Source organism: Turicibacter sp. H121, assembly GCF_001543345.1.
Taxonomy (GTDB): Bacteria; Bacillota_I; Bacilli_A; order MOL361; family Turicibacteraceae; genus Turicibacter; species Turicibacter bilis.
Map to the genome: position 1 here is coordinate 2,607,122 of NZ_CP013476.1, position 14,910 is coordinate 2,622,031.

Annotated in this window: 10 protein-coding genes; 1 reads left to right on the forward strand and 9 read right to left on the reverse strand. The window is 34.7% G+C overall.

Annotated features, from left to right (window positions below):
• Positions 1-74: 74 nt before the first annotated feature.
• On the forward strand, positions 75-2,210 hold the full coding sequence (gene pulA / locus AT726_RS12430; protein WP_068759737.1) for a type I pullulanase: 2,136 nt from the start codon (positions 75-77) through the stop codon (positions 2,208-2,210).
• Here pulA and AT726_RS12435 read toward each other — a convergent pair.
• From AT726_RS12435 to AT726_RS00005, 9 genes are all read right to left on the reverse strand, one after another.
• Positions 2,165-2,575, reverse strand: coding sequence for a hypothetical protein (locus tag AT726_RS12435; protein ID WP_158508557.1), 411 nt, complete (start codon positions 2,573-2,575; stop codon positions 2,165-2,167). The two genes, pulA and AT726_RS12435, sit on opposite strands and share 46 nt — an antisense overlap.
• Before the next feature lie 221 nt (positions 2,576-2,796).
• A complete protein-coding gene (locus AT726_RS12440) occupies positions 2,797-3,642 on the reverse strand; it encodes an SDR family oxidoreductase (RefSeq protein WP_068759739.1) in 846 nt (281 codons plus the stop codon).
• Positions 3,639-4,664: an SDR family NAD(P)-dependent oxidoreductase gene (locus AT726_RS12445; RefSeq protein ID WP_068759740.1), complete on the reverse strand. Its 1,026-nt coding sequence runs from the start codon at positions 4,662-4,664 to the stop codon at positions 3,639-3,641. Before AT726_RS12445 ends, AT726_RS12440 begins: the two co-directional genes overlap by 4 nt.
• A 286-nt stretch (positions 4,665-4,950) precedes the next feature.
• On the reverse strand, positions 4,951-5,952 hold the full coding sequence (locus AT726_RS12450; protein WP_055244024.1) for a hypothetical protein: 1,002 nt from the start codon (positions 5,950-5,952) through the stop codon (positions 4,951-4,953).
• A 607-nt stretch (positions 5,953-6,559) separates the two neighbouring features.
• Positions 6,560-8,995 (reverse strand): glycosyltransferase, encoded by a 2,436-nt coding sequence (locus tag AT726_RS12455; RefSeq protein ID WP_068759741.1) that lies wholly within the window; start codon positions 8,993-8,995, stop codon positions 6,560-6,562.
• Positions 8,947-11,649 (reverse strand): glycosyltransferase, encoded by a 2,703-nt coding sequence (locus tag AT726_RS12460; RefSeq protein WP_068759742.1) that lies wholly within the window; start codon positions 11,647-11,649, stop codon positions 8,947-8,949. Before AT726_RS12460 ends, AT726_RS12455 begins: the two co-directional genes overlap by 49 nt.
• Positions 11,650-11,770: 121 nt before the next feature.
• Positions 11,771-12,931 (reverse strand): MATE family efflux transporter, encoded by a 1,161-nt coding sequence (locus AT726_RS12465; RefSeq protein WP_237297132.1) that lies wholly within the window; start codon positions 12,929-12,931, stop codon positions 11,771-11,773.
• A 188-nt stretch (positions 12,932-13,119) separates the two neighbouring features.
• Positions 13,120-13,881, reverse strand: a complete 762-nt coding sequence (kduD, locus tag AT726_RS12470) for a 2-dehydro-3-deoxy-D-gluconate 5-dehydrogenase KduD (protein ID WP_068759743.1) — start codon at positions 13,879-13,881, stop codon at positions 13,120-13,122.
• An 18-nt stretch (positions 13,882-13,899) separates the two neighbouring features.
• Entirely contained in the window at positions 13,900-14,847 is a 948-nt protein-coding gene (locus AT726_RS00005; protein ID WP_237297134.1) for a sugar kinase, read from the reverse strand.
• Between the last annotated feature and the right edge of the window lie 63 nt (positions 14,848-14,910).

Here is a 14,910-nt window from a genome sequence, read left to right on the forward strand (position 1 = left end):
AATCAATAAAAACCCTTTCAAATTAAGCGTTCTTTCGGTATAATGAAGTGAACATTAAGATGAGGGGGATTTTTATGCGTAAACTTCAAACATTTGAAGCTTATTTAGACACATTTGAAACCATTACAGCTTATTTAAATAAGAGTTATTACCAGGGGGAAAGTCAGTCCTTTCGATTAAAAGATGAAACATCAACGACAACGTTACTGAACATCTTAAAAACAGTCGATGAAGGCGAGTATATGAAATATATCTTAGAAACTCCTATTCTCGAGTTAGGAAAAAACTATAAGGTGACTGATGATCATAACCTAGCTGTGCCACTACAATATGGATATGTTGTCAGAACAAAGGAATTTGATGAGGCCTTTTATTATGATGGACATGATTTAGGTGTAACCTATACGAAGGAAGCTAGTACCTTTAAAGTTTGGTCACCAATCGCAACTCAAGTTAAAGTTGAAGTTCAAACAAAGGATGGGATTGAAACTTACGATTTAACAAAGGGAGATAAAGGAGTTTGGTCGATTACAATTTCTCAAGATTTAGAGCTTGCCTCTTATATTTATCTTGTTAAAGTGAATGGAACATGGAATCAAGCGACGGATCCGTATGCTATTGCCTCTACACCTAATCATCAACGCACGGTGATCGTTGATTCTGAAAAAATCAAAATGGATTCAAAACGTGAATTAGCACCTGAGGTTAAATCATATACTGATGCAATTATTTATGAAATGCATGTTCGTGATTTCTCTGTCCATAAAAATTCAGGAATTAAGCATGTTGGTAAGTTTTTAGGCGTGGTTGAAGAAGGAACAAGAACAAGTCGTGGAACTTTAACAGGTCTTGATTACCTTGTCGATTTGGGTGTCACACATATTCAATTATTACCAACTTATGATTTCGGATCAGTGGATGAGCTTAACCAATTTGAAACTTATAACTGGGGATATGATCCAGTTCAATACAATGTTCCTGAAGGAAGTTATTCAACAGATGTTCATAATCCTTACTCACGCATCATTGAAATGAAACAAATGATTGCTAAATTACATGAAAAAGGATTCAGAGTCATCATGGACGTTGTTTACAACCATATGTTTGACCGTCAAACATCATCTTTTGAAAACATCATGCCAAACTACTATTTCAAACTTGGTGACAATGGTGAAATTTCAAACGGTTCATTCTGTGGAAACGATGTGGATTCATTACGCCCGATGTGTCGTCAATTCATTGTCGACTCTTGTAAAATGTGGGTTAAAGAATATGGATTTGATGGATTCCGCTTCGACTTAATGGGAATTTTAGATACAGAAACAATGAATCAAATCGCTGATGAGTGTCAGGCCATTGATGCTTCAGTCATGGTTTATGGTGAAGGATGGAACATGCCATCCATCATGCCAGAAGAAGCAAAAGCGATGATGTATAATAACAAAAAAATGCCAAAAATCGCCCACTTCAACGATCGTTTTGGACGTGGAATTAAAGGATCTCCATTTGAATATGAAATGTCTGATATTGGATATGGTTTAGGATATACAGGAGACATTAATCGTGCGATGAATGTCGTAGCAGGTTCTTGTACGGACATCGGAATGGAAGCATTATTTGTCGAGCCAACGATGACGTTAAACTATGTTGAATGTCACGATAATATGACATTGTTTGATAAAATTATGTTATCAAACCGTTGTGAATCATTAGAAACACGTTTAAAACGTCAAAAAATGATTACGGCTTTAATTCTGGTCTCTCAAGGCATTGCCTTCTTACATGCAGGACAAGAATTTAACCGCACAAAAGATGGCGATCATAACTCTTACATGTCACCAGATAGCGTTAATCAATTCGACTGGGACCGCAAAGATGAATACATCGAAACGGTAGAATTCGTCAAAGGATTTATTAACTTACGTAAAGAACTTAAAGCCCTACGCTTAAACACAGCAGAAGAAATCAAACAACACGTCACAGTTAACAAATTAGAGGATCGTATCATTGAGTACACCATCTCTGATGTTAAAGCTTATGGACCATACGAAGAAATTAAAATCTTCATCAACCCAACACACACACCACTTCACATTGAATTAAACGATAACTACCAATTAATCGCTAACCAAACAGGCGTACTTAACGAACAATCTACTATCAATCACTTAACAGTTGATGCAATCGAATTAGTGGTTTTAGCAAAATAATATAAAAAGAACGTGCAAGTGAGCACGTTCTTTTTTGTTTCTTCATAGTATTCAACCCAGTTTAAAAACCCCATCACCTCTCCCGTTCCTTGTGATTGAGCACGAATGACTAAGATTTCTCCAGGTGCTAACACCATATCCAATGATGAAATGACGAGTCCAGCAGAAGATCCTTCAGAAACGCCTTGATATAATGAAACTGTTCCCCCAGTAAATGTTGCATCTGTTGAAGCTTCAACAACACTTTGTCCAGCACTAACTGGGGTAAACGTTCCACCTGTTAACGTAGCTCCAGTCAAAATAAAGAACTGGGTTAAATTTGCCGTATTTGTTGCACATGATAAATAATCTAATCGTATTCTCACTACATTAATTTTACCGTTAAAGAGTGAAGCATTGCGTAAGGTAAATAAATGAGTTAAAACACCTGAGTTTTTAGTGAAACCAAACCTCTTAGAGGATTTTTTATCATGGGCAAAAATTGTAAAAGAATCTAATAAAAAAGACCTCATCTATCCTTTAAGTATGCAGGCGAGATCTCCTTTTTGGATAGGTATGCTTACAATTACCTATTATCAATGGGAGATTAATAATGAGGATATAATTCTAAATGGGTATCGATCCATTGTTTCATTTCAAATAACATTTGCTCATAACTAGGGACTTTAAAGCACTCGTCTGCTCGTGTGCAAATTAACGATTTATCGCTGTAATACGTATCATCATGTGAAATAATGAGTTTATCATCTTTAAATAATCGATTAAAAAGTTGTAAGAGTTCATACTTTGAAATGGTTTGAGCATTCACTAAATGATAAATCCCACTTAAATTTCCTTTACTAAAGATTTCTATCGCTTGAGCTAATGCTAAAGTGGTGACACCTGTCCATATCGCATGATCATATCCTTTAATCGGATCAGTCTGTTTCATAAACCAATTAAACAAGCCGATACCGCTAGGATTTAAATCCGGACCAACGATTGAAGTTCGAATAGTTAAATCTTTTGGTCCCTCAATTTCCCCTAGATTTTTAGTCATTGAATAGTAACTTAACCCATCTTTAGGTGAAGTCTCTGTATAACCGCCTGTTACTCCTGAAAATACACAATCCGTACTTAAATGAATGATTTTGGTTTTAGAATTCCGTGTTTGCTCTTGAAGAAAATGCGGAAGATAACTATTTAGTAAGATAGCATCCGATAAATTTTCATCTACCGCATGATTTAGTACACCAATAGCATTAATAATAACATCAAACTCTTGATGAATAACCGTTTTTAAAGTGTCAAAATCTCGTGCATCTAATACGATATTAGTTCCAACTTCATAAGGCGATTTTGTTAAAGTTGTAATAGTATACCCTTTTTCAAATAAATAGGTTGAAATCATATGCCCTGCCATTCCATTTGCCCCTAAAATCAGAAACTTCATGGATTCACCCTCCCCATATTTTTAAGTTCTTCTTGAATATATGGTAAGGTTAATAATTTTTCTTTCACTTCTTCTACGCTCAATCGCGTCGTGTTATGTGAAGTATATGCCTCTTGTTGATGTAGGATTTTATCCGAACTCACTCCACTACCATAATTTAAATCACGATGATCGCATGGAATTCGATAATAATCACCCAAATCTTCCGATACTAACTTCTCTTCACTTGAAACGAGTGTCTCATATAACTTTTCACCATGTCTCGTCCCAATAACTTTCACTTCATTCTCTACGCCAAATAGTTCTTGTAAAGCTTGAGCTAAAACTTCAACTGTACAAGCAGGTGCTTTTTGAACAAAAAGATCGCCATTATTTCCGTATTCAAAAGCAAAGAGCACTAACTTAACGGCTTCCTCCAGACTCATAAGAAAGCGGGTCATTTTGGGATCTGTAATTGTAATGGGTTGGCTAGCCTTTATTTGTTCGACAAATAAAGGAATAACCGATCCCCGAGATGCCATGACGTTTCCATATCTGGTACCACATAAAACGGTTTGATTCTCATTTAATAAACGAGCGCGTGAGACGAAAATTTTTTCCATCATCGCCTTAGACATCCCCATAGCATTAATAGGATAGACTGCTTTATCGGTTGATAAACAAATAACCTTTTTAACGTTACATTCAATCGCTGCATTTAACACATTATCAGTTCCGATAATATTTGTTTTAACTGCCTCTAATGGATAAAACTCACACGAAGGCACTTGCTTTAATGCCGCCGCATGAAAAACATAGTCAACACCTGTCATAACTTCTTTGACACGCTTTTCATCCCGAACATCCCCAACATAAAACTTAAGTTTAGGATTATTATATTTTTTTCTCATATCATCTTGCTTTTTCTCATCTCGGGATAAAATCCGGATTTCTTTTAAACCTTTATCAATAAAGCTCTTTACAACTGTGTTTCCAAATGATCCGGTCCCACCGGTTATCAATAACACCTTGTCTTTAAACATTTCTGTCGCTCTCCTTATTCTCAAACTTTGTTAGTTTAAACAACAATCGTTTACAAATTAGAAAAAAACTTCATTCATCCCTTCTAGACCATCTAGCTATATTACCTAAAAGTTAAATTCTCAAATTTATCATCCATTTTATTTTCTTAAAAAAAGGACACCAGATTCTAATCGGAGATCATTTTGTTTTACGAGTTAAATTTGGTTTAAGTTAGGATTTAAAAAGCTTATTAATCTCCTACTTTAGTTTTATGCCCACCCGAAAGTCTGAAAAAGTATAAGATTATCATTCATCTCTTGAACTTTCACTCATCTGAAGCTTTTTTAAAATTTGGTTAATCGCTTGCTTAAAGTAATAACAAGAATAGAGGCGTTTAGAATAGTCTTCCACCCTTTTAACCATTTGGCGGTAATCTTCTTCAGTAATTAACTCTAATTTATGCTCAATCTCAGATAAAGAAGAAATTGTAAATCCAAGATTATTTTCAATAATAAATGAAGCTTCCGAAGCCTGTTCCCAACAAATTAATGGTAACTTAGCAAGGAGATATAAGGATAGTTTATGTGGTGTTGCAATGGTTGAATAATAAGACACATGCCCAGTACAAGTCTCTTGACTTTCCCCATTCCAGAGTAACCCAAAGCTTCCTTGTAATTTTGCTGGAATTTCCTCTGGACAAAAACTTCCGAAATAAGTGGTATGATGAGATTGAAGGGTTCCGTAAACTTCTGGACCATATAAATTTAATTGATACTCATGAAGATAAGAAGGATCATACAAGAATCGTCGTAAGATTGGATTTAAATTCCCTGCAAACACTACATCATGACTGAATTGACGATCGGGAATAGTCTCATAAATGAAAGGGTCAACGATATAATCAAATAATCCTAAAACAATCATTTCACTCTTGACTCCATGCTCCCTAAGCCAGCCTTTCATCTTCTCATTATGAACAATCAAAAAATCTGCTTCGTTAAAAAGTCGTATTTCGGGCTCTAATTTAGAGTCATCTCCATCATGCAAACATGAAATATCATTAATAAATAACACTGTTTTAATATTATGGCTTGAACAAAAGTGAAACATTTGTTCTTTCCATAGATGCGTAAAAGTATATTGAATAAAAACTAAATCATCCATCCTTAAGGTTGCACCTGGACTTTGCAACAACTCTTGAATGGAATGACAACCCAATTTTTTCAAAAATGTATTAAAGTCATTTCTAGGTTTACTTCCAGCGGTATGCGTTTGATAAAACATCTCTTCAATATAATAAAGACTCAACTTCGATTCTCCTCTCTTTCAGACCACCGTTGGTCCTATTACTGTTGTTTGGAATCATCCATCTATTGAATATGTTATTTTAATTCATACAGGATATCATCCTCGTTTTCTATCTATAAATTAAACGCCGGTATTATATAGTATGAAGGGACCATCATAAACGTTATATAAACAATGCCAAACAAGCGATTAAAATATCTCTAGGTCTTTTGAGTATAATCTAAACCATTAGCTTTTAAGAAGATGTCAGATGAGCAAGAAGTTATTTACACCGTAAGAGATTCAACAACTCAAACAAAACGAATAGGTTCAGTCAGTGTCTAAAAAAGGATTACTTATACGAAAGAATTTAAGGAAAATTTTATGACGAGGAGTGAAAAAGGAAAGTTTCCACGAGAGATCTTCGACTACTATCGATTAAATGTTAAGATACTTGGCATGCAGTATCTGAATCCTTCCGCTAAAATCAAAATTTTCATCACAACCTCTTCCACCTGGATTAATCGATATCTATCAAATTTTATATTTTATCTCATTTAAACAAATAAAAGATCTCATAAGAATTTAAGCTTCAACTCTGTCAGAACTGCTTTTTTATCATATTTACTTATTTTAAAGCAGTAGCTAAGGCTTGTTTAAAATAAACGCCTGAAGCAATATTTATCGAGTATGGCGTCATATGATCAACCATGTATGCATAATCTTCATTTGAGATTTCATTTAGTTTAGCTTCTATTTCATCTAATGTTGAAATGACAAAGCCAAGTTCATGCTCTAATACAAAAGTTGCTAGCTCTGTTCCTTCAAAACAAATGAGAGGTCGTTTAGTTAAAAGATATAAAGATACCTGCCATGAATCTATTGTTGTATGAGGGAATACTAATCCAAAACTTCCTTCTAACTTAAGTGGAGTCTGTTCAAGATCAAACTCACCTTTATAAATTAAGTGTGTTCTTTCCTGTACTGTTTTTTTCCCATATACATTTAAGGTGAATGAATGATTATCGTTCCAATCATCAAGTATTTCATCATCTTCGACGAGAATAACGTTTTTTGAAAATGTGGGAACTACTAGTTCTTGATTTATTAAATAATCAAGATGCTCTCGTACAAGTAGTTGACAGTAACACCCCTGTTCAATTAATTTAGTTTTCAGATCGTGACTCATCACAATCAGCCTTGAGGCTTGATTTAACTGAATCATTTCATTTAAATCCTCCACTTGATGCACGACTAAAATCGTCTTTAAATTTAACGTACAACAACTATTGAAAATTTTTTCAACATTCGAGCTAAATGGATACTGAAACAAAACGGTATCAAAAATAGAAAAATTAAAGTTTCCAAGTTCTAACTCCCGATTCAAGGAATGAAAGCCCATCTGATGAAAGATTGTATTGATATCAGTTCTAAATTTATGAAGTGGCGTTGTTGATTCTTCAATAAAATAAATTCGTCCACTAGATTTAATCTGATTACTTACTAACCGATATAAATTCTCATATTTAGTTGCTAATCCTAACTGACCTTTTTGTTTTAAAATGTAACTTAAACGGTAAAGGCTGAGTGGCGTTAACTGTTTAGATAAGACTTTAAATAAATAAACTAAGCTTTGGTCATACTGACACTGATCAAATAATTGATGGGCCTTAACATAATCCAAATCTTCAGGTGAACTCGAAATATCATCTACGCCTAAAATTAATCCAATAATATAATAAACAAAGCGTTCGTTATTAAAGTAAAAACCAAGTTCTAATCGATAACTTTCATCGATGGCTGGATTTTTAATGATTAATTGTTTAGCTTCTTCTAGTTCACCTTTTTTATAATGTTCTTTCACCCTGATTAACAAGACTCTATCAATTTGGTTTGATGTGAAATGATAGGTCTTTTTTAACTTTTCAATTAATGATTGATTAGCTGATTCATCCAAATATAATAACGCCTTTTGATAATGTGATACTGTTAATGATAACTGCTGCTGGCGCTCTTCAATTTTTCCTAACTTTAAATAAGGCCTTGCATCTTTTGAATAAACCATCGTCATATCATTCAGGATGTTTTTAGCTACTGAGATTTTCCCTAGATAAAGATAAAGTTGAGCTAACATTAACTGAATGTCAATGTCATTTTTGACTCGGGGAATGAGTCCATTTAGATATGTAATCCCTGCTTCTAAGTCTCCACTCACTAAGACCTCGTGAATATAATGCCGCACTTCTTCTTTTTCTTTTAAAATAAACTGTTGGTAATAGGATGCCTGTAAGTATTGAGTTAAGAGGGTTCCTTTTGGATTCTTTTGAATTAATTGATCACCATTCTTCGTTAATCCATCTTCCAAATAATTAGCAATATAAATAATATCATTAAACCATCTGATTTTTAAGCCGTCACTCGCAATATGAAACCAAACCACTGATTCAGTGATAAAATTTTCTCCTTGAATTTCAGGAAACTTATATTTTTTTAAAACAGATGTATAAAACACCTCTGCTTTATCTCCCTCTATTTGATATTTTTCACGTTCAAGTGACGTGGCATCCACGTATTCGCTCTCAAACGTTCTCCCAATTAATTGATGATCACTAAATCCTTTATTCCCAGCAACACCCGCATATCCAGGCTTTCCTTGAATCGATTGTTCCCAAGTTATTATTTTTTCAATCGCATCATTAGTTAAATAATCATCAGAATCCACAATGCAAAAAAGATCGCCACGCGCTAAATCACAGGCTTTGTTAATCGCCCGATGCTTTCCACCATTTTTAACTCGTAAATAAATAATCTCAAAATCGATTTCTGTTTCAATCCAAGGAAAAATCAACTGATAAGTATCGTCACTCGATCCATCATCAACAATAATCCATTCCATGGGTTTGACTGTTTGTCCTCTTAAGGATTCATACAATCTTTCTAACGTATACCGACGATTATAAGTCGATGTAAAAACCGTTACTTGACAATATCCCAAGACACTCTCTCCTTTCATCGTTAACTCAGTAAAAGACTCTGAATTGCTTCGACTTGTTTTTTGTAACAAAAATTTTTTCCCCGTTGTTTAGCTCGCATCGTTAATTCAAAATACATCACTGTATTTGATAACACATAATAAATTCCATTAAATAAAGATTGCATATCATTATGAACTAAAATACCACTTTTTCCATTTTCTAAAAGCTCTTTATTGCCCCCGCAATCCGTAGCAACAACCGGTAATCCTAAAATAAGAGCTTCAATCACCGCCGAACTTAATCCTTCAACATACGATGAGCAAACAAATAATTGACACTGTTTCACGATTTGATACGGATTATCGGTATAACCCACTAACGTTACACAGTCATTTAACTCATGTTCATTAATCAATGCTTCTAATTCGTTTCTTTTCTGACCTTCACCAACGATGATTAATCGACATTTAAAGCCTAATTCTTTTAGTTTCTTTTGAATCATTAATAAACGATCATAACCTTTTTCTTGTGCTAATCGTCCAACGGAAACGATTTTAAATTCCTCTCCTAAATCTCCTAGATAAGCCTGGTTGGCCTTCTCTTGAATTTCGATTTCATTAATTGGATTATATCGAACAAAAACATTATCTTTGATGCCGAACTTTTCTACAAATGCCTCCTTAGCCCCTTCAGAAACACAAACAATTTGATCAAATTTTTCATAGCATCCCTTATGCTCTTCAAAATCTTTAAAACATAAATCGGCACCTGTATGTTTAATTAAATCCGTATGAACCCAGGCCACTTTTTTAGCCTGCTTATTGGGTGAATAAGCAATAATCCGCGTTGAGTGATCTTCTAAAAAGGCAACTTCAATATCATATACCTCATTAATCACCGCTTGACTGAATTCTTCATGATTAAGTGTGCTTAAATAATGATAATATGCCTTTAATTGCTCAGCTTCTTCAATACTACTTGCCACTTGCTTATAAATCGTTTTATACGTCGCATACTGTTTAATTTCATCAATATAAATCCCTTGATGGTAGATGGTTTGTACCGTAATATCAAAAATATCTTTATCCATCTCCTTAACTAAATTTAAAAGAACCTTTTCCGCCCCTCCTCCAAGTAGGGTTCCAATCATAAATAAAACTCTAACCTTTCTAGACTCGTTCTTTTTCTCTTTAAATTGATGAATACTGCTGCTTAAAATGTTTTCGAGTAACTCAGCTCCATGGTCATTATTTAATTTTTTTGCGGTTTGAATCCCATTGTTAATTAATTGATGACGTAGCTCATGATTAGTTAGTAATTCTTTTAAATGCGCAGTTAATTCAAAAATAGTATTTGACGTTGCAATTAAGGCATTTTCTTGATGAATAGCATATTGATGAATCCCACCACAATCAGTAGTAATCACTGCCACACCAGAGGCCATCGCTTCAAGAGGTGGCATTGGACAACATTCATACAAAGAACAACTGAGTAAAATATCTGATTCACGATAAATTCGTGCAAGTTCAGTCTGAGAGACATTCACAAAATAATTAATTTCAAAAGGTAACGGACTCGTTTGCGGCTGAACTTGACATGCCCAATTCACCTTAAAACGTAATCCTTGTGACCAGGCATTGACTAGAACCTGTAACGCTTTGGTAAATCCTTTAAACGCTAACAGTGGATTTCCAACTAATAAGATAGTTAATAAATCATCTGGTTCTTTTTCTTTTGGATAATAAACGTGCGTATCAATAAAGATGGGTAACACATATGATTCCTTATGAAATCGGGCTTTAACAATATCATGAACATAATTAGAATCTGTAGCATAACAAATATCTTGATTAAATTGATGCTTCAGTGACTCTCGAATCATTGCTTCATGCGTTTTATCTTTCACATCTCCGTATAAATATTCATGCCCTTGTTCCCAGTACACCACAGGAACTCTATCATTTTTCAATTCTTCAACCTGATTATAAAAACCAGCAAAAATAACATCGATATCTTTTAAATACATTTCATACGATTCATGTGGCTTAAGAATGAACTCTTGATCGGGGACAAAGTCTTCTACCCAATCTGGAACTACTTTCTCATAATTTCCACGAATCATCACACTAATCTGATGGCCTCTTTTTTGTAAAGCCTTCATTTGTTCATATAACATCTTCAGTCCACCCGTTAAATTTCGATGCGGAAGAACATATAAAATAGAAAGTGACTGATGACACGTTGACCACTCTAAAGGTCGGACTTCTGAAACGGCAGATGAGGGATAAATTTTAATGAGTTTCTGTTGGGATTGACCTAGATTAAAAAAAGAAAGGTCAAAATCTTTAAAATCTTGGAGAGTCCAAATATTTTGGGGAAATTCCTCCTCAATGATAAAATAAAGATTTTTTTTCATTTGTTTGACTAATTTATTTAATAAGGCTAATCCTTCCTCTTTACTGAACGTGTTAAATATCATTGAAATAAAAATCGTATCATATTCAAATGCTAAACTATCTAATCCATTCATAAAAAAAATACGATGATAATATCCTATCGCTTCACAGTTAATCATCACATTTTCTAATTGACACAGATCAATCGTATAATTTAAATTAGGATTTAAACTTTTTAAAATCGGTGCTATTAAGTCATGTCCTGTTGTTAACTCCAGTAGATGATCCCCGTCATGTAAATCTAAAAAACTAGTTAACTCCATCATGGATGTTAATTCTTTATTCATAGCAACCTTCCTTTCTTAACTATGAATCTTATCGTTAAAAATACCGATAACTAATAAATCATATGATTAAATCCCTCTAAACTTTACATAAAAAGTCAAACAATCGCCATTGTTTGACTTTTTATGTAACTGTTATGTTTAATTTTGTTTCCTCTTCATCCATAAAACGATGATTGAGCCATTGATCGCCACGTAAACGAATCACATAAAGGATGCTTCGAACGGCCCAATCAACGAACATCGCAATAAAAATTCCTGCCACTCCCCAACCTAGTACCACTCCAAATAAGTAACCCAATCCTACTCGAAACATCCACATTCCAATGATGGCCGTCATCATCGTATACTTTCCATCGCCTGCTCCTTTTAAGCCACCAGGTAAAACAAAAGAAAAAGCCCAGATTGGTGTAGCTAGTGCGTTAAGTTGAATCAAGCGAGTGGCACAACTTAACACCTCTGAATTATCCGTATAAAGCGCAACAAAATACCAGACAGTCGGAATAGAAAAAGCGCCCAAAATAACTAAACAAACAACCCCGAAGCGGGTAATAAAACGAAGAGTATCTCTTGCTAAAGCCGTTTCTTTACGACCAATTTCTTGCCCTACAATTGTGGTTGCCACAGTCGTTAATGAATTTCCTGGAATGTTAATCAAATTAATAATAGAATTAGCGATTGAGTTCGAAGACATGGCAATGGCCCCTATCCCCCCAATAAACACTTGTGTCAGTAATTTACCTAAGTGGAAAATAATAGATTCGATTCCCGCAGGTACCCCTACATAAAAGATCTGACGTAAATAATTAAATTGTGGACGATACAATTGGATTTTTCCAAACTGAATGGCCTTCTTCCCCTTTATTAAAATCCACATCACATAAAGGGTTCCAATCACACGAGCTAAAGAAATTCCTAAGGCTGCACCGACAATCTCCCATTTAAACACATATAAGAAAAGATAAGTTAAAAGAATATTAAAGATATTAGCGACGACATTACTAATCGCTGCTATCTTTGTATCCCCAGCACCTCTTAAAATTCCATTAGCCATTAAAGTTAAGGCCATAAATGGAAAGCTAAATAATACAATACTAAAATAAGTAATTCCATACTCCATCACTTGAGGTTCTACTCCGTGATAAACAAGTTGAATTAAGGGTCGATTAAATACGAGTAACAATATCATAATAAAAATGGAAATAAAGGTTGTTGATATACTACCTTGCATCGTAACCTCATTTGCTTTTGCGTAATCGTTACGCCCAACATATTGTGCGACCACAACCGTCCCCCCCATAGCAAATGATGTAAATACTGAAATAAATAAATAGCACCTATTATAGTTTGATTCACATCAAAACGATATGAGCTTATGCCACATTAAAAATTAATTAAATGACATTTTACCTTGTTTCGTCGATACAAAAAAAGAGCACCATGAGTTGATGCTCTTTTTGTTTTTACTGTTATTTAACGTGCTAACCAACCACCATCGACAGCTATCGTATATCCATTGACATAATCACTTGCTGAGCTTGCTAAAAAGACAACAGGTCCTTTTAAATCTTCTGGTGTTCCCCAACGATCAGCTGGAATACGTCCTAAAATTTCTGAACTACGAGATTCATCAGCACGAAGTTGTGCTGTATTAGCTGTCGCCATATATCCTGGAGCAATCGCATTAATATTAATCCCATGTTTTGCCCATTCATTGGCCATTAACATTGTAATCCCTTTTACCCCTGACTTACTCGCTGTATAAGATGGCACACGAATTCCACCTTGGAATGATAACATCGATGCAATATTAATAATTTTTCCACCTGTTCCTTGTTTCATAAATTGATTGGCTGCCGCTTGACAGAAGAAGAAAACAGATTTTAAGTTTAAATTAATGACGTCATCCCAATCTTTTTCTGAAAACTTAACTGAATCCTCACGACGAATAATTCCTGCATTATTGACTAAAATGTCGATATGTCCAAACTCAGCAATTGCTTGATCAATAATGGATTGAATTGGATCAGTTGACATTAAATTTGCTTCAATCGTTAAACAACGGCGTCCAACTGCTTCAACGGCTGCCTTAACTTCATCCATTGAACTAATTCCTACAGCGACAATATCAGCACCTGCTTCAGCTAATCCGACTGCCATTCCTTGTCCTAGTCCAACAGCTGCTCCTGTAACGATTGCTACTTTTCCATCTAACTTAAATTGTTCTAAAATCATACTATTCCCCTTTTCATTTTATCGTTTCATTCCAACTGAACCCGTTTGGCTCATTAAATCTTTGACTTCTTGATCGTGAGTTAATAAAACATCTCCATTCATCGTATGTTTTAGAACCCCACATGCTAATCCGTAATTTAATGCTTCCTGATATGTTTGACGGTTTAAATCTAATTCATTTAACACGCCTGCCACAAACGCATCTCCCGCTCCGACACGGTCAATAATTTCAAATTGATACGTTTGATTGGTGGTATACACATCACCCGTTTTGGTATAGCAGTACGCACTTAAACAGTTTTGATGAGTGGATTGTTGTTCACGAACTGTTCCAAAAACAGCTTGACAGTGACTGTTAGCCATGAAGTAATGAAATACAGCTTTACGCTTAGCATCTACTGATTCAAAGGCTTGCTCTAAGCGGTATCCACCAATGGTTTCAATATCATATAAGCTTCCAAAAACAATATGAACATATGGTAAGATTTCACGAATCACCGTAGACGCTTCTTCAACAGTCCATAATTTTGCACGATAATTAAAATCAAAACTAATCGTTAATCCACGTTCAAATGCCACTTTAACTAACTCAAGTGTAAATTCTCTAATCTCTTTTCCTAAAGCTAGGGTAATTCCACTGACATGTAAATGAGTACGATCTGATAAAACTTCATCCATATCAAGCGTATTTGCTTCCATCTGGGCAATGGCTGAATATTTTCGGTTATAAATAACATTCGAAGCGCGTAACGAATAACCTACCTCAACGTAATAGCTTCCTAATATGTCACCTTTAAGTTTAGTTGGTGTTAAATCCATTCCATATTGTCTGAGTGAACGATAAGCAGCAATTCCTAATGGATTATCAGGTAATACTGTCGCAAATCGAACATCATGGCCGAAATTCGCTAAAGCGATCGCGATATTTGCTTCGCTCCCCCATACGTGACATTTAAACTTCGGCATTGTTCTAATTTATCATGAGCCGGTGGAGTTAGACGTTGCATAACCTCCCCCAAGGTTACAAAC